This window comes from Candidatus Eremiobacteraceae bacterium (genome assembly GCA_035295225.1).
GTDB lineage: Bacteria > Vulcanimicrobiota > Vulcanimicrobiia > Eremiobacterales > Eremiobacteraceae > JABCYQ01.
Genome location: DATGJI010000023.1, coordinates 152,506 through 178,077 on the forward strand (window position 1 = coordinate 152,506; position 25,572 = coordinate 178,077).

General features: G+C 63.6%; 26 protein-coding genes. 24 read left to right on the forward strand and 2 right to left on the reverse strand.

What is annotated here, in order from left to right:
• Positions 1-10: 10 nt before the first annotated feature.
• Positions 11-205: a hypothetical protein gene (locus VKT51_03760; GenBank protein ID HLJ83280.1), complete on the reverse strand. Its 195-nt coding sequence runs from the start codon at positions 203-205 to the stop codon at positions 11-13.
• 77 nt (positions 206-282) lie between these two features.
• Here VKT51_03760 and VKT51_03765 point away from each other — a divergent pair, with 77 nt between their 5' ends.
• The 3 genes from VKT51_03765 to gspE all read left to right on the forward strand — a co-directional run bounded on the left by VKT51_03765 (position 283) and on the right by gspE (position 3,518).
• Positions 283-933, forward strand: a complete 651-nt coding sequence (locus tag VKT51_03765) for an L-threonylcarbamoyladenylate synthase (GenBank protein HLJ83281.1) — start codon at positions 283-285, stop codon at positions 931-933.
• Positions 934-936: 3 nt separating this feature from the next.
• Positions 937-1,695, forward strand: a complete 759-nt coding sequence (gene lptC / locus VKT51_03770) for an LPS export ABC transporter periplasmic protein LptC (protein HLJ83282.1) — start codon at positions 937-939, stop codon at positions 1,693-1,695.
• Positions 1,696-1,772: 77 nt separating this feature from the next.
• Positions 1,773-3,518: a type II secretion system ATPase GspE gene (gene gspE, locus VKT51_03775; GenBank protein HLJ83283.1), complete on the forward strand. Its 1,746-nt coding sequence runs from the start codon at positions 1,773-1,775 to the stop codon at positions 3,516-3,518.
• A gap of 72 nt (positions 3,519-3,590) precedes the next feature.
• Here gspE and VKT51_03780 read toward each other — a convergent pair whose 3' ends face one another.
• Positions 3,591-4,892: a replication-associated recombination protein A gene (locus tag VKT51_03780; GenBank protein ID HLJ83284.1), complete on the reverse strand. Its 1,302-nt coding sequence runs from the start codon at positions 4,890-4,892 to the stop codon at positions 3,591-3,593.
• A gap of 86 nt (positions 4,893-4,978) precedes the next feature.
• On the opposite strand from VKT51_03780, the gene VKT51_03785 reads away from it, so the two are divergent.
• From VKT51_03785 to VKT51_03885, 21 genes are all read left to right on the forward strand, one after another.
• Positions 4,979-6,145, forward strand: a complete 1,167-nt coding sequence (locus VKT51_03785; protein ID HLJ83285.1) for an IscS subfamily cysteine desulfurase — start codon at positions 4,979-4,981, stop codon at positions 6,143-6,145.
• A gap of 110 nt (positions 6,146-6,255) precedes the next feature.
• Positions 6,256-6,654 (forward strand): hypothetical protein, encoded by a 399-nt coding sequence (locus VKT51_03790; protein HLJ83286.1) that lies wholly within the window; start codon positions 6,256-6,258, stop codon positions 6,652-6,654.
• 39 nt (positions 6,655-6,693) lie between these two features.
• The gene (locus VKT51_03795) at positions 6,694-7,041 is read left to right on the forward strand and encodes a YtxH domain-containing protein (GenBank protein ID HLJ83287.1); all 348 of its coding nucleotides are present in this window, start codon (positions 6,694-6,696) and stop codon (positions 7,039-7,041) included.
• Positions 7,034-7,405 (forward strand): STAS domain-containing protein, encoded by a 372-nt coding sequence (locus VKT51_03800; GenBank protein ID HLJ83288.1) that lies wholly within the window; start codon positions 7,034-7,036, stop codon positions 7,403-7,405. Before VKT51_03795 ends, VKT51_03800 begins: the two co-directional genes overlap by 8 nt.
• Complete coding sequence (locus VKT51_03805; GenBank protein ID HLJ83289.1) at positions 7,390-7,830, forward strand: ATP-binding protein; 441 nt, start codon at positions 7,390-7,392, stop codon at positions 7,828-7,830. The genes VKT51_03800 and VKT51_03805 overlap by 16 nt, the downstream gene beginning before the upstream one ends.
• A 6-nt stretch (positions 7,831-7,836) precedes the next feature.
• A complete protein-coding gene (locus VKT51_03810) occupies positions 7,837-8,616 on the forward strand; it encodes a SigB/SigF/SigG family RNA polymerase sigma factor (protein HLJ83290.1) in 780 nt (259 codons plus the stop codon).
• Between the two features lie 43 nt (positions 8,617-8,659).
• Complete coding sequence (gene alaS / locus VKT51_03815; protein ID HLJ83291.1) at positions 8,660-11,317, forward strand: alanine--tRNA ligase; 2,658 nt, start codon at positions 8,660-8,662, stop codon at positions 11,315-11,317.
• On the forward strand, positions 11,310-12,080 hold the full coding sequence (locus VKT51_03820) for a hypothetical protein (protein ID HLJ83292.1): 771 nt from the start codon (positions 11,310-11,312) through the stop codon (positions 12,078-12,080). Before alaS ends, VKT51_03820 begins: the two co-directional genes overlap by 8 nt.
• Positions 12,077-13,261, forward strand: coding sequence for a hypothetical protein (locus VKT51_03825; protein ID HLJ83293.1), 1,185 nt, complete (start codon positions 12,077-12,079; stop codon positions 13,259-13,261). Before VKT51_03820 ends, VKT51_03825 begins: the two co-directional genes overlap by 4 nt.
• 109 nt (positions 13,262-13,370) lie before the next feature.
• A complete protein-coding gene (locus VKT51_03830; GenBank protein HLJ83294.1) occupies positions 13,371-14,093 on the forward strand; it encodes a response regulator transcription factor in 723 nt (240 codons plus the stop codon).
• A gap of 4 nt (positions 14,094-14,097) precedes the next feature.
• Entirely contained in the window at positions 14,098-15,264 is a 1,167-nt protein-coding gene (locus VKT51_03835) for an ATP-binding protein (protein HLJ83295.1), read from the forward strand.
• Positions 15,265-15,491: 227 nt separating this feature from the next.
• Entirely contained in the window at positions 15,492-16,232 is a 741-nt protein-coding gene (phoU, locus tag VKT51_03840; protein HLJ83296.1) for a phosphate signaling complex protein PhoU, read from the forward strand.
• Positions 16,233-16,342: 110 nt separating this feature from the next.
• On the forward strand, positions 16,343-17,392 hold the full coding sequence (gene pstS, locus VKT51_03845) for a phosphate ABC transporter substrate-binding protein PstS (GenBank protein HLJ83297.1): 1,050 nt from the start codon (positions 16,343-16,345) through the stop codon (positions 17,390-17,392).
• Positions 17,393-17,477: 85 nt separating this feature from the next.
• Entirely contained in the window at positions 17,478-18,467 is a 990-nt protein-coding gene (pstC, locus tag VKT51_03850; GenBank protein ID HLJ83298.1) for a phosphate ABC transporter permease subunit PstC, read from the forward strand.
• On the forward strand, positions 18,464-19,306 hold the full coding sequence (gene pstA, locus VKT51_03855; protein ID HLJ83299.1) for a phosphate ABC transporter permease PstA: 843 nt from the start codon (positions 18,464-18,466) through the stop codon (positions 19,304-19,306). Before pstC ends, pstA begins: the two co-directional genes overlap by 4 nt.
• Before the next feature lie 22 nt (positions 19,307-19,328).
• Complete coding sequence (gene pstB, locus VKT51_03860; GenBank protein ID HLJ83300.1) at positions 19,329-20,105, forward strand: phosphate ABC transporter ATP-binding protein PstB; 777 nt, start codon at positions 19,329-19,331, stop codon at positions 20,103-20,105.
• A 33-nt stretch (positions 20,106-20,138) separates the two neighbouring features.
• Positions 20,139-22,544 carry a bifunctional YncE family protein/alkaline phosphatase family protein gene (locus tag VKT51_03865; protein ID HLJ83301.1) on the forward strand — a complete coding sequence of 802 codons (2,406 nt, stop codon included), beginning with the start codon at positions 20,139-20,141 and terminating at the stop codon, positions 22,542-22,544.
• Between the two features lie 57 nt (positions 22,545-22,601).
• Complete coding sequence (locus VKT51_03870; protein ID HLJ83302.1) at positions 22,602-23,417, forward strand: ABC transporter permease subunit; 816 nt, start codon at positions 22,602-22,604, stop codon at positions 23,415-23,417.
• Complete coding sequence (locus VKT51_03875; protein ID HLJ83303.1) at positions 23,408-24,115, forward strand: hypothetical protein; 708 nt, start codon at positions 23,408-23,410, stop codon at positions 24,113-24,115. Before VKT51_03870 ends, VKT51_03875 begins: the two co-directional genes overlap by 10 nt.
• A complete protein-coding gene (locus tag VKT51_03880) occupies positions 24,112-24,891 on the forward strand; it encodes an ATP-binding cassette domain-containing protein (protein HLJ83304.1) in 780 nt (259 codons plus the stop codon). Before VKT51_03875 ends, VKT51_03880 begins: the two co-directional genes overlap by 4 nt.
• 10 nt (positions 24,892-24,901) lie before the next feature.
• Positions 24,902-25,572, forward strand: a 671-nt coding sequence (locus VKT51_03885) for a cysteine synthase family protein (GenBank protein ID HLJ83305.1), incomplete at its 3' end; no start/stop codon positions are given.

Consider the following 25,572-nt stretch of genomic DNA (forward strand, 5'->3'; position numbering starts at 1 on the left):
GCGCAGGGTGTCAGCGCGACCAGAGGAGCAGTCGTGCGCGCGCGATGCGATGGCGCGTGGATGCCATGAGGCGCCTGCCTCGATCCGCTGCCCGCGCGCGGAGCCGCTGTCCGATAGACAGCGGAATCAATGCCGATTGAACGGCGACGGTCGCGATGATCAAACCGCCGAGGAAAAGTCGTTCGCGAAGGCGCGACAAAGGCATTCTCCGTACTCTAGCGACTGGAAACGCCACCGGCGAACGACTTACCGCTTTTCATTCCGCGGGACCTTCTTCTCACGATGCCACCCAACTCGCTGCGCAGATTCACAGGCATTCCGGATAGCGCGATGCTATCGGATGCGCGCGCATGCGTGCGAAGCGGCGGCACGTTGATCTTTCCGACGGAGACCGTGTATGGGATTGGTTGCGATCCCGACGATGCAAGCGCTGTGGCCGCGGTCTATGCCGCGAAGCGGCGGCCGCCGGACAAACCGCTCTCGTTGCACGTCGCGAAGTGCGCCGACGCATTCCCATTTGTCACACAATTAACGCCCGCGGCGCTCACCGTCATGGATAGACTCATGCCGGGTCCGATCGCCCTCATCGTTGCGCGGAATCCCAAAATCGGTGCAGCCGCGGTCGGGGGCGCGCCGACGATCAGCATACGTTGTCCGGATGATGACGCATGTCGCGCGATCCTGACCGCGACGGGTCCGCTTGCGGCGACGTCCGCGAACATCTCCGGCATGACCCCATATGATGGAACAAACGATGACTTCGATCTTCTGCCGGATGCCACGCTCGCGCTCGTCAAAGGGCCGACTAGCTGGCGGCGAGAAAGCACGATTCTTGACTGCACCGCTGCGACCGCAAAAATATTACGCTCCGGCGCTCTTTCCGCAGACGTCATCCGCTCCACGCTGGCCGGCATCGCCGAACTGGAATCTTGACGCATGAACCACCGCGCAGCCGCAGCGCTCTCTTGCACCTTTTTGATCGCCGCGATTTCGGGCGCCGCCGCCGCGCCCACGCCGCGTCCGTCCGGTAACGCGCCGTCGCCCGCGCCGGCGTCGTCATCGTCTGGTTCCATCGTCAGTTCCGGCCCCGCGCAGACGCGCTTCGGCGACCTCACCGTCAATTTCAGCGAAGGCGAAGGCAACCTCAAGACCGGTGACTTCGTGATGCCGTCGACCGTGACCGGACACTCCAGCGATGGAACGTTTCGGGGGGATCGCGCATTCGGCAATAGCAAGCGCGACGAAGTCACGCTGATCGGTCACGTTCTCGTGCACAAACTCGGGGGTGTAGGCGGCAACGGAAAGAAGCCGAGCGAACCCGTGACGTTGACGTGCGACAAGCTGCAGATCTATAACAAGCGCAAGGTCTACATCGCGAGCGGCAACGTGAAAGTCGTCCAAGGCGACAAGACGCTCACGGCTCCCCTTATGCGGCTTGACGATGAAACGCACGATGCAGCGCTCACCGGCGGCGTTCACGCGGACGAGCCGCCGGATCGGACCTTCGACGCCGCGGAAGTTCTGTACAACACGAAGACCGAGAATTTCAAGGCGCTCGGCGGCGTGCAGGCGACGTTTCCTCTGAAGTCCTCGCCGACTCCGGCCCCGCCGCCCTCGTTCGCGTCGCCGTTACCGTCGGCGGCGGCATCGCCGCGCGCTCCGCGGCCTTCGCCAGCACCCACGCGCGGCTCATAGCAGACACCGTGACGGCCGTCACAGCGAACGGCCGTGTGCGGTAGTCCGACGCGCTCTCCATTCCGATACAGTAACTGATGGCAGCGGCGCGAGCCGGCCTTGCCGCGCCGCGTTTTTTGAATGGGGATCGCTCCGTGCTCGATTTCATCGACAAAAAATTCACCGACATCTTGATCGAGAAAGGCGTGCTGACCGCCGAACAGCTCGGCGCAGCGACGGCCGAAGCGACACGCCGCAAAGATCCGCTCGAAAAAGTTCTCGTCGAGATGCGCGTCGCGCCAAAAGAAGAGATCATGTGGGCGCGGGCCGAGGAGCTAGGCAAGATCTACGTCGATCTCGCGAACCGCAAGATCGACCCCGAAATCGCGAACATCGTCCCCGAGACCATCGCGAGGCGCCATCACCTCATCTGCATCGGCAAGATGGACAAGAAGGTCACGTTGGCGATGGCCGACCCGACCGACATCTTCGCCCTTGACGACGTGCGGCTCAAGACCGGGCTGACACCCGAACCGGTCCTCTCCTTTATCGACGACATCGAGCGCGCGCTCGACGGCATCTATTCGAGCGGCGACAGCAAGTGGCAGTCGTTGATCACGGAGACCGAAGAAGGCGTCGACGTCGTCAAAGAATCCGAGGAGATGCCCGACGACATCGTCGTCGACGCGCCGATCGTGCGCCTTGCGGACCTCATCGTCACGCAGGCGATCCAGCAGAAAGCCTCCGACATCCACATCGAGCCGTTTGAGCGCGAGATCGTCGTGCGCTATCGCATCGACGGCGTGCTGCGCATCGTGATGAATCCGCCCAAGGCCATCCAACCGGCCCTCATCTCTCGATTCAAGATCATGGCGAACCTGAACATCGCTGAAAAGCGCGTTCCACAAGACGGCCGCATCCAGGTCAACCTCAAGCGCGATCGGTATGACTTGCGCGTCTCCGTGCTGCCGTGCATCTACGGCGAATCGGTCGTCATGCGTATTCTCGACCGTAAGAGCGTGAATGTCGAACTCGACAAACTTGGCTTCCACCCGCAGCTGCTCGAGGTGTGGAAAAAGCTGATCGCGCTGCCGAACGGCGTGCTGCTCGTGACCGGTCCGACCGGTTCCGGTAAATCCACGACGCTCTACGCGACGCTCAACGCGATCAACGACAGCGAGACGAAGATCGTGACCGTCGAGGACCCGGTCGAGTACAACATCACCGGCATCAATCAGGTGCAGGTCAATCCAAAGGTCGGCCTGACGTTTGCCATGGGCTTGCGATCGTTCTTGCGTCAGGACCCAGACGTCATGATGGTCGGAGAAATCCGAGACCAGGAGACCGCGCTCATCGCTGTCCAGTCTGCATTGACCGGCCACCTCGTGCTCTCAACGCTGCACACCAACGATTCGGTTTCGTCGGTCACACGACTCATCGACATGGGCATCGAGCCCTTCTTGCTTGCCTCGTCCGTGCAAGGAGTCATGGCACAGCGCTTGGTCCGCACCGTCTGCTCCAACTGCAAGCGCAGCGTCAAGACGATCAAAGCCGTCGCGGCGAAGTTCGAAGAGTACGGCATACCCGGCGAATCGCTAAAGCTCGTGAAAGGCGAAGGCTGCGAGAACTGCAACGGCACCGGATACAAGGGGCGCGCCGGCGTCCACGAATTGTTCGCCATGACGGACGAGATGCGCCGCCTCGTGCTCGAGCGCGGCCTTCCTCAGGAGATGAAGAAACTCGCGCTCGACCAAGGCTTGCGCACGCTGTATCACGACGGTCTATTGAAAGTGGCACAGGGAATCACGACGCTCGAAGAAGTCTTGCGCGTCGCCGTCGACTAGGCGGACTAATGTAGGGCGGACCTTTATGGTCCGCATCCGGCATCGGAAAGGGGCGGACCTTAAAGGTCCGCCCTACCTCTCGTTTTCGCCGGGTTCGTAGAATTTGCGGCCGGCGAGTTCGTCCGGTAAATGCTGCTGATCGACGCGCGCCTTCTCGTAATCGTGCGCGTATTTATAACCGGCGCCGTACCCGAGTTCGCGCATCAGACCGGTCACCGCGTTGCGCAGGTGCAGCGGCACTGGCAGTGCGCCGGTCTCGTCGATTGCTTCCTTCGCCCCGAAGTACGCGCGCAAACCGGAATTGCTCTTCGGCGCCCGGCTAAGGTAGATCGTCGCCTCGGTAAGCGGATACAGCGCCTCGGGCATGCCGATCGCATGGGTCGCTTGGAATGCGGCCATGGCGAGCGGCAGCGCGTGAGGATCCGCAAGCCCGACATCCTCGCAAGAGAGCACGACGAGCCGCCGCGCGACGAAAAGCGGATCCTCACCGGCTTCGAGCATGCGTGCGAGATAGTAGACGGCGGCGTCGGCGTCGCTGTCGCGCACCGATTTGATGAAGGCAGAGATGACGTCGTAGTGCTCGTCGCCCGCCTTGTCGTAGCGAAGCGCGCGCCGCTGCAACGCTTCTTCTACGTCGCCCGACTTCACGATGGCGTCCGCGCCGTCGCGCGTCAGCGCGATCTCCGCGGCGAGTTCCAGCGCATTCAAAGCGATCCGCGCGTCGCCGCCCGACGCCGCGGCGAGCTGTGCGCGCGCAGGCGCGTCCAAACGCACGCGGCCGGACAATCCGCGCTCCTCGTCCGCGAGCGCGCGGTCGAGGAGCGTGAGGATATCGGCATCTTCGAGCGGCCTGAGCACGACGACCCGCGTGCGCGACAGAAGTGCGCTGTTGACTTCAAACGACGGGTTCTCCGTCGTCGCGCCGATCAGGGTGACGTCGCCCCGCTCGACGTAGGGAAGTATCGCGTCTTGCTGACCCTTGTTGAAGCGGTGGATCTCATCGATGAACAAGACGGTGCGTCTGCCGGATGCCGAAAGCAGCCGCTTCGCGTCGGCGACAGCCCGTCGAAGATCCGCCACGCCGGCGCTGACCGCGGAAAGTTGGACGAGGCGCGCGTCGCCGGCGGCGGCGGCAAGGCGCGCTAACGTCGTCTTGCCGGTGCCGGGCGGCCCCCAAAGGATCATTGACGGCGGATTGCCGCGCTCGAGCGCCGAGCGCAATCCCGAGCCCGGCGCTAGCGCATGGCCCTGGCCGACGAATTCGGCCAGCGAGCGCGGACGCATGCGCGCAGCGAGTGGAGCGCCGATCGGCAACGCTTCTTGCGCGGTATCATCGAACGCGCGCTCGCCGAAAAGCATCGGCTCGTCACTCATGCTGCGACGTTCTACGCATCGCGTGCAAGGCCCGCCGCGAGCGAGCGGTGGGGAGTAAAAGAACCTTCAGCGAAACAGAGCCGGCAATGGATCGCATCTATTTGGACAATGCGGCGACGACCGCCGTGCGGCAAGAAGCGGTCGATGCGATGTTGCCTTTTCTAAAGGAAGCATTCGCCAATCCGTCCAGTCCGCATCGCAGCGGTCAGCGCGTGAAGACCGCGCTCGAACGCGCCCGGGTTCAGACTGCGGCGGCGCTCAACGCGCGGCCGGGAGAGATCATCTTCACCGGAAGCGGATCCGAAGCGGACAGCCTCGCGATATTCGGCATCATGCATGCCAACGCGGAGCGCGGCAACCACTTCATCACCTCCGCGATCGAGCACCACGCCGTGACGCACGCTGCCGATCGGCTGCGCCGCGACGGCGCCGATGTGACGATACTGCCGGTGGACGGCGATGGATTCGTCCGCGCGCAAGACCTCAAGAGCGCGTTGACGGACAAGACCGTGCTCGTGAGCATCATGCACGCGAACAACGAGATCGGCACGATCCAACCGATAGCGGAACTCGCGGCGCTCGCACACGAACGCGGCGCGTATTTTCACACGGACGCAGTGCAGACGGTCGGCCACATCAGCGCCGACGTGCAAGTCCTCGGCGTTGATGCGCTCTCGCTCTCAGCGCACAAATTCGAAGGCCCGAAGGGCATCGCCGCGCTGTACGTTCGGAAGGGCATTCGCATCTCGCCGCTTGTCGTTGGCGGCGGCCAGGAGAACGGCCGGCGCGCAGGCACGGAAAACGTGGCCGGCGCCGCGGCGCTCGCGACCGCGCTCGAGATGAGCATCGCGGAATTGGAGCAATCGAAGCAGCGCACGTCGCTCCTGCGCGATATGCTGATCGACGGCGTCTTACGTTCGATTCCGGGCACGGCCCTCAACGGTCCGCGCGAGAGGCGAATCCCGAATAACGCGTCCCTGCGCTTCACGGAGATCGAGGCAGACACGCTGATCATCGGGCTCGATATGGAAGGCATCGAGGCTTCCACGGGAAGCGCATGCACGTCGGGCTCACTGGAGCCCTCGCACGTCTTGACGGCGATCGGCCTCGATACGAAGGCGGCGCGAGGAACCGTGCGATTCTCACTCGGGAGAACCACGACGAAGGACGAGATAGTCCGTTTGCTCACGGTGCTGCCGGGTATGATAGAGAAACTGCGCGCAATGGCGCGCACCTTAGTCGCCGGCCCGTGACTAAAACGCAAAGCCCGGGCGCCAACGCTCTGTAAGAGGGGAGGCGCGGGTTCGCGGCTCCCAGAAGTGCCCCGGTCCGCATTGTCCCGGATAAGGAGACCACTCGCCGAATGTCCGCGCAAGATGTCATGTGGCTCGCTATCGGACTCTCGAGCTTGGCGGTCGCAGGCGGGCTTCTCTTTGCGCTTCTCAAACTTGGTGGGCTGATCGACCGAGCGTCCGCCACCCTCGACAAAGTGGACGGTGAGCTCACCACGCTTATCGTCCCCGTCACGAAGACGTTGACCCACGTGAGCGGCATCGCAGGAAATGCAGAGAAAGTAAGCAGTCGTGTGGAGCGCGCGGCCGGACTCGTCGAGAGTTCTGCCGCAGCGCTTGCGAAAACGGCCGATGTGGCCCAAGCGGCGGTATCCCCGACCGTGGCCACGATCGCGGGCGTAGTAGCCGGCGTGACGCAAGGGGCGAAGACATTTTTCGGCGGCCACAGGCGCGGCAACGGCCGTCCCTGATCGCAGCCGGTACTAAAAGAAGACGGAGACTTGCAAGATATGTCAGATAACGACCGTGGCGATTCTGGACTCGGGTTTCTCTCAGGTCTCGTGATCGGCGGATTCGCGGGCGCCGTGCTCGCGCTTGTGCTCGCGCCGCAGACGGGCGAAGAGACCCGCGATTATATTCGCGGCAAAGCGCACGAAGCCAAAGGCAAAGCGCTCGACATGGCTTACGACATCAAAGACCACGCTGCGACAGTCGCCGAAGATCTGCGATCGCAAGCAGACGAACTCGTCCGAAAAGGGCGCGATCTGGCAGAGTCCACTCGCGCACAGGTCAGCGACGCGATCGAATCCGGACGCAAAGCGGCCCGGAGCAAGATCGACGAACTCAAGAATGACTAACGGGGAAACCGAAAGAGTGGACATCAAAGTCAGCGTTCGGCAATCGGATGGAGCAACTGGTCCGACGGTCGTCGACCTCAATGGTGAGATCGACGTCTACACATCGCCCAAAGTCAAAGAGACGATCTCGGAGCTCATCGACCAGCAGCACTATCGCCTCGTGATCAATTTGGAGAATGTCCGGTACATCGATTCGACCGGGCTGGGCGTTCTCATCGGCGGATTGAAGCGCGTGCGCGAACACAGCGGCAGTGTCAATCTGGTCTGCAACAATCCGCAGATCCGCAAGATCTTCGACATCACGGGGCTCGTCAAGATCTTCGGCATCTACGACGACGAGAAGGCGGCATGCGAGAGCATCTGATGCCCGGCGGAGTGGAGCACTCGCTCGACGGGAATCTGCAGCTGCGCATACCGAGCCGCGCAGAATGGGTGAGCGTCGCGCGTCTCGCCGTGGCCGGCATCGCACACCGCATCGACGCGACGATCGACGAAGTCGAAGACTTGAAGCTCGCCGTCGCCGAGGCGTGCACGAATTGTATTCAGCACGCGCAAGGCAATGAGGAAGTGCTGGTCTCGTTCGAGATCTCCGGCCGGCGCATCACGGTCGTGGTCGAAGACGGCGGCAAAGGTTTCGACGGCCGCGCGCTTGCACCCGAACCTCTCGGCGAACCCAAAGTCGGCGGCCTCGGCGTCTTTTTGATCAGGTCTCTCATGGATGAAGTGGACTACGATTTCGATCCGCTGACGGGTACGAAACTCACCATGTCCAAAATGCTTGGGCAATAGTCCGCGATGTCCGCACGACCCACCGAGCGCTCGGAAGAGCGTTTCGACCGCGAACGCACACGCACGCTTTTTCGTTCGTTCGCAGAATCGCGCGATCCGGCGATTCGTGAAGAGCTCGTACTCGCACACGTAAATCTCGTCCGATATCTCGCCGCCCGCTTCGCCAATCGCGGCGAATTGGCCGACGATCTTATCCAAGTCGGCACGCTCGGTTTGATCAAGGCGATCGACCGCTATGATGTGACGCGCGGCGTCGAGTTCACGACGTATGCCACGCCGACGATCATCGGCGAGATCAAACGCCACTTCCGCGACAAGGGCTGGGCGGTCAAAGTGCCGCGGCGGCTTCAAGAGCTCAATCTCGCGGTCAATCGTTCGGTCGAGAAGCTCGCCGTGGAACTCGGCCGCTCGCCCACGGTGCGCGACCTGTCGGAGCGTCTCGGCGCGAGCGACGAAGAGATCATCGAAGCGCAGGAACTCGGACAGGCGTACAATCTGCTCTCGCTTGACACCGAAATGGGCCAAGACGGAGAGACGCGTTCGGCAACCCTTCTCGATTATGTCGGGAAAGTCGACGGCGGTTTCGCCGCACTCGACGACCGAGCCGGCCTGGAACGCGGGTTCACCGTCCTCGACAAACGCGAACGCGTCATCATCTATCTGCGTTTCTTCGAAAACCTATCGCAAGCCGATATCGCCAAACGCATGAACGTCTCGCAGATGCACGTCTCACGCCTGCAGCAGCGCGCGCTGTCGAAGCTGCAGCAGTATCTCCAAGACGCCTGACGCAAAGGGCGGCGCACGGCCGCGCGCTGAAGTACCGCAGCGCATGACATCGCAGCAGATCCGCCGTTCGTTCGTCGACTTTTTCAAGGCAAAAGGCCACGCCCTTTTGCCAGGCGCATCGCTCGTGCCCGACGCGATGTCCACCACATTGTTCACGATCGCCGGTATGGAGCCGTTCGTGCCCGTCTTCTTGGGTGCGGAAGCCGCGCCGGCGCCCCGCGTCGTGACGGTGCAGCGCTGTCTGCGAGTGGCCGGCGGGAAGAACGACATCGAGAATGTCGGCCGGAGCGGCCGGCACGGCACGTTCCTCGAGATGCTCGGCAATTTCTCGTTCGGCGACTACTACAAACGCGAAGCCATCGCGTTCGCCTGGGAATATCTCACGGTCACACTCGGGCTTGCGGCGGATCGCTTGCGCGCCACCGTGTACGTGGATGACGACGAGGCGGCGGAGATCTGGCATCGCGACATCGGGCTCGGGCGCGATCGTATCTCGCGCTTTGTCGAAGACAACTTCTGGGATATGGGCCCGACGGGTCCCTGCGGCCCGTGCTCCGAGATCTTCTACGACCTCGGCGAATCCGCGGGGTGCGGCAGGGCCGATTGCGGCGTCGGCTGTGCGCATTGCAGCCGCCACATCGAGTTGTGGAATCTCGTCTTTCAGCAATACGACCGCGATCGCGACGGCGTCTTGCATCCGCTCCCGAAGCGCTGTATCGATACGGGCATGGGATTCGAGCGGCTTTGCATGGTGCTGGCCGGGAAAACGTCCATCTTCGACACCGATCTGTATCAGGACATCATCGCCGCCTTGCCTCGCGGCACATCGTCGTCGCTCGACGTGCAAGAACAAGCGGTGCACCGGCGGATCATCTCGGATCACGCGCGCGCGGTGGTCTTCTTGATCGCCGACGGGGTCAGCCCCAGCAACACGGATCGCGGGTACGTGCTGCGCTATCTCATCCGGCGCGCTGTGCGCAGCGGCCGCGTGCTCGGCTACGCCTCGGGCTTCCTGAGCGCGCTTGTGCCGTCGGTCGTGCGTACTCTCGAGGATGGCTATCCCGAACTGCCGCCGGCTGCCGAACGGGTCGCGACCGTGCTTGCCGCCGAAGAGCGCCAATTCGACGAGACGCTGCAACGCGGCACGCGCCGTTTGACCGATGCGATCGCGGCGTTGCGCTCACGCGGCGCCGCAGTGCTTTCCGGGCGCGATGTTTTCGAGCTCCACGACACCTATGGGTTTCCACCGGAACTCACGGCGGAGATGGCGGGCGAGGCCGGGATGAGCGTGGACATGGACGGCTATCGCGCATCTATGGACGAACAACGCGAACGCGCGCGGCGCGACGCGAAGGCGAAGCGGCTCGATCTTCGGGTGGGCGACGCCGACGCCGACGCCGGCGCGACGCTGCCGGATTCAGAATTTGTCGGCTACGAATCGCTGACGGGGTCGAGCCCTGTCGAGGCGCTCTACGATCCGTCGGGCGCATCCATCGCAACTCTTGAGGCCGGTCAGGACGGCGTGGTCTTGCTCGCGCGCACACCATTCTATGCCGAGCGAGGCGGGCAGATGGGCGATCGCGGCGAGCTGGCGCACAGCGGTGCATCCTTCGAGGTTCGAGACGTTCAGTACCGCGACAAATCACACCGCCATATCCTGCACAAAGGACGCGTGCGCGAAGGGCGCATCGCCGTCGGAGACGTCGTCGACGCCTTCGTTGATCCGGCGTGGCGGCGCGAGATCCGCCGCCATCACACCGTGACCCATCTTCTCCAACGCGCGCTCAAGGATGTGGCGGGCGAAGGCGTGTCGCAGCGCGGGAGCGCCGTGTTCCCCGACCGGACGCGCTTCGACTTCGAATCGCCGGTCGGCGCGCTCGGCAAAGATCAGCGCAGTCAAGTGATCGCTCAGGTGAATGAACTGATCCGCGCCGACTATCATATCGGCGTGCAGACGATGTCGTTCGAAGAAGCCGCGCGACGGGGCGCTGTGTTCATGAAGGGCGAGCGCTACGGCGACGTCGTTCGGGTCGTGACGTTCGGTCCAAGTGTGGAACTTTGCGGCGGTACGCACGTGGACTCCACGGGCGAGATCGGCCATTTCGTGTTGCTCTCGGAGAGCGCCATCGGCGCCGGCATTCGCCGCGTGGAAGGCCTTGTCTCCCAAGCTGCAGATGCTTACGTCGAGCGCGTGCGCGATGCGGCGGAAGACGCCGGCACCATCCTCGCCTCAACAGTCGAGCAGCTTCCGGAATCGGTCGCGAAGCTCAACCGCGATCGCAAGGAACTGGAAAAGAAGATCGCCGCGCTGCAGGCGCAGTTGGCGCAGACGCGCGCGTCAGCGCATCTCGAAAACGTCCAAGATGTCGATGGCGTCGCATATCTCGCGGTCCACGCAGCCGGTGAAGAGGGCGTGGCGGTGAAGGACCTCGCTGAATCTCTGCGCGCGAAATTCAAGAGCGGTGTGCTTGCCGTCGCCGGCCGCGAGAACGGCAAGGTGGGCATCGTCGTCAGCGTGAGTTCGGACCTGGTCAAACGCGGACTGTCTGCGAAGGACGTCTTTGCGACAATCGCGGCGCACGCGGACGCCAAGGGCGGCGGGAGCCCGGCATGGGCGCAAGGCGCAGGCAAGAACGAAGCCGGCATCGACGCCGGATTTGCAAGCGTTCCGTCGATGATCCGCGAGTCGCTGCGTGCCTGATCCGGTCGCATTGGTTCTCGCGGCGCTCTTCGCGCTCGCGCCTGTGCAAGGAACCGCGGTTGCGACGCCGATCGCTGCGCCGCCGTCCAGCGCGCTCGCGCTCTTCAGCCGATATCAGTCGCGCATGCTCCTCATCAAGCAACCGCCGGTGATGGTCTTCGAATACACGCGCACGAGAAGCGGACCGACACGCGTCGTGACGGAGAATCATCGTGTCTATCGCGATGAAGCGGGTCACGAACGCAACGAGACGACCGCGATCAACGGTTCGCCGTTGGTCCCGCCGCCCTTCATCACGTATGCGCGCACCGACTGGCCCTACGGCGCAGAGAAGTTTCTCGTCGACGCCAATGCGTATGCCGTCGAACCCAGAGGCGTCGACCAAGTGAACGGTCGCAGGGCGTATACCTACGCCGTCGTCCTTAAGGAACCGGCTGCCTTTGCCGTGACGGACCTCGAACTCGACGTTCGAAGCGCATTGCCGCTGCGCGAGCGTTTCACCGCAAGCTCCGACATCTGCAACGCATCGGGGACGATCGAGTTCGGACGGAGCGGAGCCTATTGGATGCCGACCATCGTCGGCGTCTCATGCACACTCGCCGCTACTCCATCGCAGGCGGCAGCGGCCGTCGCGCCGACGCCGCCTCCGATCCGCGACACCATCCGCTTCACGACCTATTCGTATCCGACCGCGATCCCGCCGCAGGTCTTCGGAATCGTGCCTTCCCCGGCGCCGTCCGGCGCGGATTCACTAGGACCGTGAGCGAGGCGCGGCGCGTCGAAAGCGCCTTCGGTCCACGCACGTGGATCGTGTTCGCCGGCGCGCTCGTCTTCTATCTCATCTCATCCGGCGGTAAGCAGTCGTTCTACGATAACTACACGCTGCTCGCAAACGCGTGGCTGCACGGTTCGATCGCGATTCCAGATCCCGGTCCGGCCATCGACGCCCTCAAGTACATGGGCAAGTTCTACATCATCGAGGCGCCGATGCCGGCCGTGATCATGCTGCCGTTCGCTCTGCTCTTCGGCCTAAACGCAAACGAAACGCTTGCATGTGTGTTGTGCGGCGCGGTGGCCGTGACGGCGGCCGATGTCATCTTGCGCCGCATGGGCGTGAGCGACGTCGCCCGCGACGCGACGCTTGCGTTCCTCGCCGCGGGCACGGTGCTCTGGTGGTGCACGGCCTTTGGGGCGGTGTGGATGTACGCGCACGTGGCCGGCGCGATGTTCGCGCTCCTCTTCCTGGCCGAATGGTACGGCCACAGGCGCCCATGGCTCTTGGGTTTGCTGATCGCCTGCGCCGCGCTCTCGCGCTTTCCCATCGTGCTCGCCGCGGTTCCGTTCGGTCTCTGGCTGCTGGCGGAGACGCCGCCGGAGAAGCGCTGGCGCGTGCTCGGATCGGCGGCTCTCGGCATCGCGCCGCTCTTCCTCTTATATGCGGGGTACAACTTCGCGCGCTGGGGCACGCTCAACGATATCGGATACACGGTCTGGTATCATCAGGACTCCGTCGGCTCTCCCACCGGAAGCCCGTTCCAACTGCAATATCTGCCGTTCAACTTGTACAGCTTTTTTGTGCTCGCGCCCGACTTCACCGGCTACTTTCCGTACCTGAAACCCGAGTCGTTGGGCGTCTCGCTCACCTTGACGAGCCCAGCGCTCGTGCTCGCCTTCGCGGCTTTGCGCGGGCGCGAATCCTTCGCGCTCTGGAGTGCGGCGGTGCTGACCGCGATCCCATCGCTGCTCTACTACGTCAACGGTTTCGAACAGTTCGGCATGCGCCATTCGCTCGACTTCACTCCGTTCTTGATTCCGCTCGTGGCGCGCGGATTCGAGCGCACGCCGCGCATGCTCGGCTTCGCATTGGTCGCGTTTTCCATCGCCGCGAATCTTTTCGGCGTCTGGTACTCGTGGGCGTATCACGCGTATCACGTCGTGCCGTAGTCGAACGGCGCGCGCATTAAGGAACATTAACCGGCACGACACCATAGCGATGCGCTGCGATCGCTCTCTCCAAGGCTATTGAGGCAAACCTTAAGAAACGATGGTCGAAATGTCGCAGGCCAGCGTTGAGCGCGCGCCCTCGAAGCAGTGGAAGATCCTTGTGGTGGACGATGAAGTGCATATACTTCAGACGCTTCGCTACAATCTCGAGAAGAACGGTTACTTGGTCTGCACTGCCGGCGATGGCCGGCAAGCGCTGAGCATCCTCGAAATCGAGAAGCCGGATCTCTGCGTGCTCGATATCATGCTGCCCGAGCTCGACGGCACGGAGGTGTGCCGCGAGATCCGCAAGCGCTCGAACATGCCTGTGCTCATGCTGAGCGCGAAAGATCAAGAGATCGACAAGGTGCTCTTGCTCGAGATCGGCGCTGACGACTACATCACAAAACCGTTTTCCATCTACGAGTTGCTGGCGCGCGTAAAGGCGCACTTGCGCCGGCTCGGCAACGCCGCCAAGGCCGCCCAAGATGTCACGGTGTTGACGGGCGGCGACATCGAGCTCGACGTCGCCCGGCAGCGAGTCACGAAGGGCGGCAAGGTCGTTGAGCTTGCTCCCAAGGAATTCTCATTGCTGCACGTGCTGCTCGAGAACCGCGGCCGCGTGGTGACTCGTCAGACACTGCTCGATCGCGTGTGGGGCTACGATTTCTACGGCGACCAGCAGACCGTAAACGTCCACGTCCGCTGGCTGCGCGAGAAAGTCGAAGACGACCCGAACGAACCAAAGCACATAATCACCGTGCGCAGTCGCGGATATCTCTTCCGCGAGTGATCCGATGATCTCGCCGATTCTCGCCGCGGCGCTCGCGCTCGCCGCCGCATTCATCATCGCTTTCTGGGTGACGCGACGCCGCCTTGAAGCCGCGCGCGCCGAACTCGCCGCGGCCGCCAACGGCGCAGCGAGATCGTCGGACAGCGACCTTGCGGCGATGGCGCGTCTCAGCGCGCTGCTGGACGCTCTGCCCGTCGGCGTCATCGTCATCGACGACGACGCACGGGTCGTCGCCTTCAATGCCGCCGCCACCGAGATCCTCGGCGTGCAAGCAGAGCGTGCGATCGGGCGCGCGCTCATCGAGAGCGTGCGCAGCTACGACTTGGATCGCCGGCTTCTGGCGGCGTTGCGCGAAGGCGTGGAAGGCACGGCGGACGTGCCGCTGCACGCGGCTTCCGATCGCAGCCTGCGCATCACCACCAAAGCCGTGCATGCCGCCGATGGCTCCATCGAGGCGATCGCCATCGTCGAAGATCTCACGCGCGTGCGCGATCTCGAAGCGATGCGCCGCGATTTCGTGTCGAACGTCTCGCACGAATTGCGGACGCCGCTCTCGGCGATGAAGATCATGATCGAAACATTGCAGTCGGGAGCGGGGGGCGAAGCGGCTGCGGGCTTTCTCCGAAGCCTCGCAGCGGAAACCGATCGCATGGTGGCGCTCGTTGAAGATCTGCTCGACCTCGCGCGGCTCGAAAGCGGCAAACTCGAGATGCGCTTCGGCAGCGTCGATCTCATAGACCTATGCCGCGACGTGGTCGCTTCGCATCTGCCGCGTGCGCGCCGCCTGGGCATTTCGCTCAAAGCAGCGTTGCCGGAGGGAAGAGTCACGATCATCGGCGATCGCGACAAGCTCGTGCAAGTCATGGTGAATCTGCTCGACAACGCGCTTCGGCATACGCCGTCGGGCGGTCACGTGGAAGTGGGGTTGAGCTCGGCTCCGAGCCTTGCGACGCTCTACGTCAAAGATGACGGGCCGGGAATACCGTATGACGCGCTACCGCACATCTTCGAGCGCTTTTACGTCGTGGACCAATCGCGCTCGCGCAGCGCAGGCGGTACTGGCCTCGGACTTGCTATCGTCAAACACATCGTCGAGGCGCACGGCGGGTCTGTGACGGCAGAGAGTGAGCTCAACAGAGGAACGACTTTCCGCTGTACGTTTAGCGGCTAGATGACTGCACGATCGTCCACGTTTTCACCAGCGATATCAATCGCCGGGGACGCGGCGGATCATCGGGATGACCAAGCTCCGTCGCTCGCGTTCGGCGGAGTTGTACTATCCCGATGTTCCGCCGCGTCCCCGGTAATCGACATCGATCGGTGATGCAAGGTTTACAAACGGGCGTGCGGGCCCTATAATGCAATATATTCGACGGATTACGCGTTAGCGAGGGACGATTGGCCCGCGAGAACTTCCACCGCATACTCAACGAAACCCAACAGGACGTCTTGCGCATGGGCAGCCTCGTCGAGGAAGCCATCACCAAGGCCGTCGATGCTTTGGCGCGGTCCGACATAGCCCTCGCTGAAGAAATCCTCAATTTCGACGACTATATCGACGATTTGAACGTCCGCATCGAGACGAATTGCCTCAACCTGCTCGCCCTGCAGCAGCCCATGGCGTCCGATCTGCGCACGATCGCGGCCATGCTCGACATCATCATCGACCTAGAACGCATCGGCGACCATGCCTGCGACATCGCGCAGATCACAAAGCACCTGGCGAGCGAACCGCAGCTCAAACCGATGATCGACATCCCGCGAATGGCGGCTCGAGCGCGAGAGATGCTGCGCGAAGCGCTAGATGCGTTCGCCAACCGCGACGCAATGGCCGCGCACCGCATACCGGCGAAAGACGATGAAGTCGATCGTCTCTATCGCACGGTGTTCAAAGAGCTCATCGAATTCATGGCCAAGGATCCCAAGGCCATCAACAGAGGCAGTAACCTCATCCTGGTCGCGCTCTATCTCGAACGGATAGCCGACCACGCCACGAACGTCTGCGAGCGCGTCGCGTATATGGTCGAGGGCGTCCCAAAGAAACTCAAACGATCGGTCGTCGAGATCAACGATGTCGCGGCGCACGGCGACGAGCTCATACGGGCCTCCCGTGTGGAAGGCGCGGCCGGGGCGCCTTAATCTTCCTTAAGGTTGCGATAACCCTGGCTTGATGGCTCTCATGATATGATGGCCAAGCAAGTGTCCACCCATGGTATTCTCACCCGAAGACAGGAGCACTGAAGATCATCGTGCGCATACGCCCCCTCGTCCTCAGCGCGGTCGCTGTCGCGGCCGTGGCACTCATCGCGCTATTTGGCACAGCGATCGTCCGCGCCGATGCCCAGCTCGTCGGCGCCGGCTCGTCGTTCGATTATCCGTTCTTCTCGCGCGCGTTCTACCAGTATTCGCAAGTCCACACGGACGTCTCTGTAGACTACCAGAGCATCGGCTCCGGCGCGGGCATCCAGCAGTTCACCGCCAAAACGGTCGACTTCGGCGCTAGTGACGTGCCGATGAACTCGAAGGAATTGGCCGCCGCCAACGCATCGAACGGCGCGGTCGTTCAAGTGCCGGTCGCGCTCGGCGGGGTCGTCATCGCCTACAACGTGCCGGGAGCACCGGCGAATCTCCATCTCACACCCGACGCGCTCGTCGCCATCTTCGAGGGCAAGATCTCGAACTGGAACGACAAGGCGCTGGCAGCGCTCAATCCAGGGTCGAATCTGCCGAACCTGCCGATCGTCACGGTGCACCGCGCCGACGGAAGCGGCACCACATACATCTTCACCGACTATCTAAGCCGCGTCAGCTCGGCATGGAATTCGAGCGTCGGCACAAGCAAGACGGTGAGCTGGCCGGCCGCGGCTGCATCGCTTGGTGCAAAAGGCAATGAAGGCGTCGCCGGGCAGGTCCGCAACAATCCGGGCGCCATCGGCTACGTCGAACTCGCGTACGCGCTCGAGAACGGCATGACATACGCCGCGATCCAAAACAAGAGCGGTAGATTCGTCTCTCCGACGCTCGACAGCGTTCGCGCAGCCGCCGCCCAAAAGCCCAACGTGAACCCGACCGATTTCTCGATCGTCGATCAGCAAGGCGCTTCGAGCTATCCGATCTGCGGTTACTCGTGGGTCATGCTCTGGAAGACCCAGCCGGACGCCGGTCGCGGACACGCGCTGGTCGATCTGTTCAATTGGGTGGTGAGCTCGGGACAGACATACGCGAAAAACGTGCACTACGTGCCGCTGCCCTCAAACGTCCAAAACGGTGCCCGCCAAGCGCTAGCGACCATCCATTAGACAACAAACCGCGACGAAAGGCGGTGCGGCAGCAGGCGACAAACCTGAGTTCCGCACCGCCTTCGTCATCCGCCCAGAGAGCGTCGTGTCGCAGCAAACCGTCGACATCGCAACCGCCGGATTGAGACTCACGTCAACGCGATTGCGACGCGCGATATCGCCCGTCGGCGACCGCGCATTTCTCGCCACCGTCACCGGCGCCGCGTGGCTCGTGCTGCTCGTCGTGGCCGGTCTCTTCGTCGTCTTGCTCATCGCGTCGCTGCCCGCGATCAAGACAGTTCCGATCTCGTCGATCGTCAGCACCGCGTGGGATCCGACCAACGGCAAGTACGGCGTGCTTTCATTTGTGTTCGGCACGCTCGTGACGTCGGCTATCGCGCTCGCGATCGCGGGTCCGATCGGCGTCGCCTGCGCGCTCTATCTCGCGGAGCTCGCGTCGCGCCGGCTGGCGGGGCCGCTCGGCATGCTCGTGGAGCTGTTGGCGGCGGTGCCGAGCGTGGTGTACGGCTTATGGGGACTGTTCGTGCTCGCACCGATCATGCGCACGATGGTCGAGCCGTTCTTGAATAAGACTTTAGGGTTCTTGCCGCTGTTCCAAGGTCCGTTCTATGGCGTGGGAATGCTCGCCGGCGGCGTCTTGCTCTCGATCATGGTCCTTCCGACCGTCGCGGCAATATCGCGCGATGTGTTCCTTGCGGTCCCAAACGAGCAGCGCGAAGCCATGCTCGCACTCGGTGCGACCAAGTGGGAAGTGCTCGCAAAAGCGGTCCTTCCGTATGCGCGCTCCGGCGTCATCGGCGCGCTCGTGCTCGCGCTCGGCCGCGCGCTCGGCGAAGCCATGGCTGTCGTCATGGTCATCGGCAACAAGCCCGCCATCGCGGCCTCGCTTTTCGCGCCAGGCTACACGATGGCCAGCGTTCTCGCAAATGAGTTCACCGAGGCCACCGGCAGCCAGTACGTGGCGATGCTGATCGAGATCGGCTTATTGCTCTTCGTCGTCAGCCTCGTCGTCAACGTCATCGCTCGCACGTTGGTCTGGGGAGTCGCGAGCGGTTCGCGATCGCGCGCCCGATGACAAGGCTCTCGGTGCGGCGCGCATACAGCGGATTCATGGTGGTCGTCGCGGGCTTGTGCACGGTGCTCGCCGCCGGCGTTCTTGCGGCGGTCATCTTCTACGTCGTCGAAAACGGCGCCGGCGCGCTGAGGCCATCGTTCTTCACGAAACTTCCTGCGCCGATCGGCATCCCTGGAGGCGGAATCGCAAATGCGATCGCGGGCTCCGCGCTCGTGATCGCGATGGCATCGATCGCCGCGATTCCGATCGGCGTCCTTGCCGGGATATATCTCGCGCTCTACGGCCGCGGAAAGACCGCCACCGCCGTGCGTTTCTTGAGCGACGTGCTGACGGGCGTTCCATCTATCGCGATCGGCGTCTTCGCGTATGCGCTCGTCGTGCTGCCGAGCAGACATTTTTCGGCCCTTTCCGCATCGGTTGCGCTTGCCATCATCATGCTGCCGATCATCGTCCGCACGACCGAGGAAGCGGTCAGGTTGGTGCCGCACTCGATCCGCGAAGGGGCGCTCGCGCTCGGCATCCCAACGTGGAAAGCCGTACTCCTCGTGACGCTGCCGTGCGCTCGAGCGGGTATCGTCACGGGAACGCTGCTCGCAATCGCTCGCGTGGCGGGCGAGTCCGCGCCGTTGCTCTTCACCGCTTTCGGCAGCTTGTTCTGGGGCCGCGGGGTCAACTCGCCCACGGCGGCGCTGCCGCTCGTGATCTTCCAATATGCGATCTCACCCTACAAGGACTGGCAGCAATTCGCATGGGGCGGCGCGCTCGTACTGATCATCTTCGTCTTCCTGTTGAACCTTGCCGCGCGACTTGCGCTGCCGTCGAGGATGCCAAGCCGATGACGCGACCGCTTGTCGAGGCCGCATGACGGTCGATCTTCGAACGCAGTCGCTCAGCGCGTACTACGGCAAGCATCTTGCCGTCCGCGACATCACGATCAACTTCGAGAAGAACGCGATCACGGCGCTCATCGGTCCGTCCGGCTGCGGCAAGTCGACGCTCTTGCGCTGCCTGAACCGCATGCATGAGGTCATCGCAAATACGCGAGTCGAAGGGCAAGTCGTTCTCGACGGCGAGAATCTCTACGACCCCGGCGTCGATCCCACAGCGTTGCGCCGCCGCATCGGCATGGTCTTCCAACGCGCGAATCCGTTCCCCACGATGACCATCAAAGACAACGTGGTCGCGGGCGTGCGCCTCGCCGGCGAAGTGAGGGATCGCGCCGACCTCGATGCGATCGCCGAGAAAAGTCTGCGCCAGGCCGCGCTTTGGGATGAAGTCAAGGACAAGCTGAATCAATCCGGCACATCGCTTTCGGGCGGTCAGCAGCAGCGGCTCTGCATCGCACGAGCCCTCGCCGTCGAACCAGAAGTGCTCTTGATGGATGAACCGGCGTCGGCCCTTGATCCGATCTCGACGATGAAGATCGAAGAGCTTATGCGCGATCTCAAGAAGACGTACACGATCGTCATCGTCACGCACAACATGCAGCAAGCGGCGCGCTGTTCGGACTATACCGGCTTCATGCTGGCAGGGGAGGCGACACCCGGCGAACTCGTGGAGTTCGGCGATTCATCGTCGATCTTCACCACGCCCAAGGATCCGCGGACGGAAGACTATATCACCGGACGTTTTGGCTAGGGCCATTCATAAGGGGAGAGACCGATCGTGAAGATGCGTGTGTTCGCCATGGCGGCGCTTGTGGCGGCGATCTCTTTGATGGGCAGCGCCGCGCAAGCATTCGGGCTGCTGCCTGACGGCCGTTCGGTGACGCCGACCGGATTCACCATCCCGGTCGAAGGTTTCGCCACGTCGGCGGCCATGTCGCCCGATGGCCAATGGATCGCGGTGCTCTCGCAGGACGGGAATGCGATCGACGTGATCGCGACCGGCGAAGATGCAAGGCAAGTGGACCGGCTCGCCGCACCGTTTGCATCGGGCATGACGTGGACGAGCGACGGACTTTACGTCACCCGCGGCTTCACGGGAATGATCTCACGCTATCGGTACGATTCGGCGGCTTCCGTCGACGGGCCGGCGTTCACCAAGCGTGCCGACCTTCATCTCGGCGGCCTGCTCAACGGCATCGTGGAAGATCCGTCGTCGCACCATATCGTCGTCGCGCGCACTGCGCTGCAAGAGGTCGACGTGGTCAGCGACGCGAGCGGAGCGGTGCTCGGTCGCCTGAAGGCAAGCGGCCAGCCGTTCTCAGTCGCCCTGACGGGCGGCCGCATCATCGCCACGCTCTACGACAGCGATCACATAGATGTCTGGTCGGGCGGTGCCGCGACGCCGACGCACGTTCCCACAGGCGCGCACCCCACCGCGCTGCTCGTCGCGGGGCAGCATGCGTTCGTCGCCGACGCCGACGGCTCCGACGTCGCGGAGGTCGATCTCGCGACGCTTGCGGTGACACGACACGTCGACCTTTCCCTTGCGCCGCTGCCGCCCGCGGGTCAGACTCCCTCAGGCATGGCGGTTTCGGCCGATGGCCGTGACTTGTTCGTCGCGGAATCTGGTTTCAACGATGTCGCAGTGGTGGACCGCACGAGCGGAAAAGTGCTCGGCAGAATTCCGACCGGCTGGTATCCGATGGCGGTGATCTCGAAAACTTCGTCGACCATCGACGACGACCCGCGCCCGAAGCAACAGCTCTGGATCGTGAGCGCCAACGGCCTTGGAACGCAGCCCGATCCCGGATCTGAATGGAACGGCTGGTATACGGGCTTCCTCCAACACCTGCTCTTCGAGCCGGCTCGTCTTCCGGAATGGACCGCGCAAGTCGCAGCAGACAACCACTTCGCGGTGGCCCAGCCCGCAGCCGACCAACTGCCGCCGATCAAACACGTCGTGTTCATCGTGCGCGAGAACAAGCATTTCGACGAAGAGTTCGGCGACGAGCCCACGGCCGACGCGGATCCCGCGCTCTTGCTGTACGGCCGCCGTTTCACGCCCAACGCGCACGCGCTTGCCGAACGCTACACGCTCTTCGACAATTTCATGGGCAATGGTCAAGCGAGCATCTACGGACATTCGTGGACGACGCAGGGCATGGTCAACGACTACCATGTGCGCAACGCGCACACGCCGGACGACCCGGCATCGAAAACCGACCAGCGCGTGCCCTACTCCATCTGGCCGTACGCCGAGATGGGTGAAGATCGAGTGCCGGTCGCCACGATGGACTTCGACTGGTATAAAGATCGAAGTCAACTCCCAAGCGGACCGCGCGTCGACGTCAGCGCGATATTCGGCCCCAATGGAGAGCTGATCGACGGATTCCAGCGCAAGGGCGTTTCGTATCGCGTATACGGCGAGCAGATGACCGTCGTACGCGGCGGGAACATTGCGCCAGGTCTTGCCGCTAACGCTGACCGCGAATACCCCGGCGCGCACATAGACTTCGCGGTCTCCGATACCCATCGCGCGGAGTTGTTTCTCGCCGACGTGAAAGCGCACGGCTTGGCCGCGTACTCGTACTTGACGCTTCCGACCGATCACACCGCAGGCACGAAAGCCGGCTTTTACACGCCCGCGTCGTACGTCGCGAACAACGATGCGGCGCTCGGACTCATCATCGACGGACTGTCGCACATGCCCGAATGGCGCGATACCGTCGTCTTTGTCACGACCGACGATCCGCAAGGAAGCGGCGATCACGTGGATTCGCACCGGCAGCCGGCGTTCGTCATGGGACCGTACGTGCGCAAGAGCTTCGTGGACCATACGCATTACAGCATTCCGTCGATCCTGCGCACGGTGGAAGTGCTCTTCGGCATCGATCCGCTGAATTTGTACGACGCCGAGGCGCCGCCGATGCTCGATGCGTTCTCGATGACGCCCGACGTCGAGACGTATGCCGCGATACCTGCGAACATCCCGATGACGAAGAATCCCGGGAAGGCGGTCAGCATGGCCTTCGTGCTGGACGGGCCCGATTCGGCACTCATACCGGACCAGGAGTGGCGCTCGATAAAAGGCGACGCCTCGCTTGCCGCGCATCTCGCGTACTTGCGTCAACTCGGATTCGTTCGCGTGGCCGAAGCGAGTGACGACCGCGACACCGGAGGCAAGCGCTAGCGCCGGGCCAGACGCGCACAAGGGTCCCCCGAGGAATCGCGCCGAACGCCGAAAGGCATGACCGGATTGGCGGAACGGCTCACCATCACGTCGGGCCGTCTGTGCGCATGGCTCGTCGTCTGCGCGCCGGTATCGGTCGTCGCAGTCATCGCCTATGCCGCGATGCAAGTGCGCGACCGGCCCGCCGACATCTCGTACGTCGCGCCGATCGCGATGACGCTCGTCATCGCCGCGGTCGCCGCAGCGGTCGGGGGCGGGCTCGGCGGAGTTCTCGCGTTCGCCAGTGCAGAGTTCGGCCAACCGCGCCTCGCGCGCGTCGTCCGGATGTGCGTCGCGTGCGTGCGCTCCGTGCCGCCCCTCGTTCTCGGCTGGCTCGCGTGGCTCATCATCATGCCGACCGCGTACTCGCTCGGCGCAAAAACGCCGCCGCAGATGTGGGAGCTCGTCGCCGCGGCGATCGTGGTCCTCGCCACGCTGATCGTGCCGCCGGCATTCGGCGCGGTGTTGCACGCTCTCGATCGCGTGCCGGCGGAAACCCGCGCCGCCGCCGCCGCATCGGGCGCGAATAGGGCGCAGGTGGCATTGCAAGTCCTCGTTCCGCTCGTGGAGCGGACGTTGTGGGCTGCGATTGCGATGGGATTTGCCCGCGCAGCGGGTGAGGCGACGGCGGTGACGCTCGTCTTTGTCGCCGGCGCCTTCTATCAATGGCCGCTCGCAGGGGTAGCGCTCGGAACAAGCCTTGCGGGCGCGCACGGTGCCGGAGATCTGATCTCGCTAGGCCAGGCTGCCGCCGCCGGGCTCGTGCTGACCTCATTTGGATTTATCGCGGTCATCGTCGCCAACCGCTTCGATCGGCGGATCGCATGGGCGTAAGCGGGTTTCCGGTAGGACCCTTCGACGGAACGTGGACGACGCTGTTCTCCGTCGCGATCGCTCTGCCCATCACGATGATCGTCGCGCTTCTCGCGGCGCTGACCGTCGCGGCCGAAGCGGCAGGCGCCGCGAGCTCGCTTGTCCGCTCTGCAGGCCGAAGCGCGCGCGCCGTGCCGCCGGTCGTGACCGGCTGCGCGGTCGCGGTCATCGCGGCGGCGAGCGGGGCGACAAACATCGTCGGCATCACCGTGCTCGCCCTGTTCATCGCATGCCTGCCGTCCGCTGCCGCAACGCTCGTCGAAACGTTCAATTCGCGCTACGCGCGTCGCCGGTTGTTCGCGGCCGCGGCGGCCGGCGCGTCGCCCCGCTACATCGCTCTTGCCGTGCATATCCGCGGCTCGGTGCGTTTGATCGGCGCCGTCGCACTTCGAACGGCCGCCCGAATGTGCGTCGAGACCGCAGCGATCGTGATCGCGCTTGCGGGCGTGGCAGGCGCGTTCAGCGGCGGACCGTCACCTGCCAATGTCGAGGCGCCGTATGCGCCGTTCGCCGTCATCCAATTCTTTGCGTCGGCCGCGCACCCCGAAGCGCCCATCATCGCATGGCGAGCGATCTCGCTCGTCGCGCTTGTCCTCGCTCTGCACGCGGCTGCGCGGCTGATCGAAGGTGAACCCCACGAATTGCGCGGGCGCGCATGAGCGCGATGCGTTCGGCCGGGCTCGAGCCGAAGCTGGCGGTCGCGGACCTGCGGGTCTCGCGCGAAAATCTCGAAGTGCTGCGCAGCGTCTCGTTCTCGCTTCCGGCCGCGACGTCGCTCTCATTCATCGGCGCCGCCGGTTCGGGAAAGTCGGTGCTTCTCCGCGCCTTGTGCCGCCTGCTTGAACTGGATCCGCTCTGGCGCTTCTCGGGAAGCGTCATCCTCGACGGGGAAGAGATCTTGAGCTCTTCCGCCGACGTAGCCCGCGTCCGCAGGCGCCTCGGTTTGGTCTTCCCCTCGCCCGCGCTGCTGCCGATGTCCGTCTTTGACAACGTCGTGTTCGGATTGCGGGCCATGGGAGTCCGAAGCGAGCGCGCTCTCGAAGAGGCGTACGAGCGTGCGATGCGCCGCGTCTTGCTCTGGGAACCGCTCGGCGCGCGACCCAAGAAATTGCCGGAGAGCCTGCCCCACGAAATGCGGCAGCGGATCTGCATCGCGCGCGCGATCGCGCTCGAACCGGAAGCGCTGCTGCTGGACGAACCGGCTGCCGGCCTCGACCCGGTCGCCACGCAAGTGCTCGAAGACGTCCTGATCCGGCTGCGGCGCGAGTGCACGCTGATCGTCGCGACGAACAATCTGCAGCAAGCCGCACGGCTATCAGACGTCACCTGTTACTTGGCCCGCGGCGAAGTGGTGGAGATCGGCGACACACCGTCGTTATTCAGCCGGCCGTCGGACCCGCGCACCGAAGACTTTCTCGCAGGGCGCATAGATTGAGGAGCGATCAGTGAAAACCGAACCGATGCAGTCACCGCTCGGACCGATGCGCGATGACGGCATGCGCTACTACGACTCGGCGCTCGACGTCGTCGGCCGCACGCCGCTCGTCAAACTGCGGCGCGTGATGGACAGCCCGAAGTGCACCGTGCTGGCGAAGATCGAGTACGTCAATCCCGGCGGATCGGTGAAAGATCGTCCGTCGCTTGCGATGGTGCGCGACGCTGAAGAGCGCGGCTTGCTCCGCCCCGGCGGAACGATCGTCGAGGCGACGTCCGGCAACACCGGCTCGGCTTTGGCGATGGTCGCTGCGATCAAAGGTTACCGCTGCATACTCGTGATGCCCGACAAGGTGAGCGACGAGAAAGTCTCACTGCTGAAGGCATATGGTGCGGAAGTAGTCATCACGCCCACCAAAGCGCCGGCGAGCAGTCCGGAATCGTACTACGGCGTGTCGGCGAAACTCGCCGCCGAGATACCGGGTGCGTTTCAGCCCAATCAGTTCGCCAATCAGGTGAACCCGAAGGCGCATGAAGAAACGACCGGGCCGGAGATCTGGGAGCAGACGTCGGGCAAGATCACGCACTACGTCGGCGGCGTCGGCACGGGCGGCACCATCTCGGGCATCGCGCACTTCTTGAAAAGGATGAATCCAAACATCATCGTGGTCGGCGCGGATCC

Excerpts from the sequence above, each read along its gene's own strand:
- VKT51_03760 (HLJ83280.1), bottom strand. The coding sequence starts at position 205 with ATGCCTTTGTCGCGCCTTCGCGAACGACTTTTCCTCGGCGGTTTGATC.
- VKT51_03765 (HLJ83281.1), top strand. The coding sequence starts at position 283 with ATGCCACCCAACTCGCTGCGCAGATTCACAGGCATTCCGGATAGCGCG.
- lptC (HLJ83282.1), top strand. The coding sequence starts at position 937 with ATGAACCACCGCGCAGCCGCAGCGCTCTCTTGCACCTTTTTGATCGCC.
- gspE (HLJ83283.1), top strand. The coding sequence starts at position 1,773 with ATGGCAGCGGCGCGAGCCGGCCTTGCCGCGCCGCGTTTTTTGAATGGG.
- VKT51_03780 (HLJ83284.1), bottom strand. The coding sequence starts at position 4,892 with ATGAGTGACGAGCCGATGCTTTTCGGCGAGCGCGCGTTCGATGATACC.
- VKT51_03785 (HLJ83285.1), top strand. The coding sequence starts at position 4,979 with ATGGATCGCATCTATTTGGACAATGCGGCGACGACCGCCGTGCGGCAA.
- VKT51_03790 (HLJ83286.1), top strand. The coding sequence starts at position 6,256 with ATGTCCGCGCAAGATGTCATGTGGCTCGCTATCGGACTCTCGAGCTTG.
- VKT51_03795 (HLJ83287.1), top strand. The coding sequence starts at position 6,694 with ATGTCAGATAACGACCGTGGCGATTCTGGACTCGGGTTTCTCTCAGGT.
- VKT51_03800 (HLJ83288.1), top strand. The coding sequence starts at position 7,034 with ATGACTAACGGGGAAACCGAAAGAGTGGACATCAAAGTCAGCGTTCGG.
- VKT51_03805 (HLJ83289.1), top strand. The coding sequence starts at position 7,390 with ATGCGAGAGCATCTGATGCCCGGCGGAGTGGAGCACTCGCTCGACGGG.
- VKT51_03810 (HLJ83290.1), top strand. The coding sequence starts at position 7,837 with ATGTCCGCACGACCCACCGAGCGCTCGGAAGAGCGTTTCGACCGCGAA.
- alaS (HLJ83291.1), top strand. The coding sequence starts at position 8,660 with ATGACATCGCAGCAGATCCGCCGTTCGTTCGTCGACTTTTTCAAGGCA.
- VKT51_03830 (HLJ83294.1), top strand. The coding sequence starts at position 13,371 with ATGTCGCAGGCCAGCGTTGAGCGCGCGCCCTCGAAGCAGTGGAAGATC.
- VKT51_03835 (HLJ83295.1), top strand. The coding sequence starts at position 14,098 with ATGATCTCGCCGATTCTCGCCGCGGCGCTCGCGCTCGCCGCCGCATTC.
- pstA (HLJ83299.1), top strand. The coding sequence starts at position 18,464 with ATGACAAGGCTCTCGGTGCGGCGCGCATACAGCGGATTCATGGTGGTC.
- pstB (HLJ83300.1), top strand. The coding sequence starts at position 19,329 with ATGACGGTCGATCTTCGAACGCAGTCGCTCAGCGCGTACTACGGCAAG.
- VKT51_03865 (HLJ83301.1), top strand. The coding sequence starts at position 20,139 with ATGCGTGTGTTCGCCATGGCGGCGCTTGTGGCGGCGATCTCTTTGATG.
- VKT51_03870 (HLJ83302.1), top strand. The coding sequence starts at position 22,602 with ATGACCGGATTGGCGGAACGGCTCACCATCACGTCGGGCCGTCTGTGC.
- VKT51_03875 (HLJ83303.1), top strand. The coding sequence starts at position 23,408 with ATGGGCGTAAGCGGGTTTCCGGTAGGACCCTTCGACGGAACGTGGACG.
- VKT51_03880 (HLJ83304.1), top strand. The coding sequence starts at position 24,112 with ATGAGCGCGATGCGTTCGGCCGGGCTCGAGCCGAAGCTGGCGGTCGCG.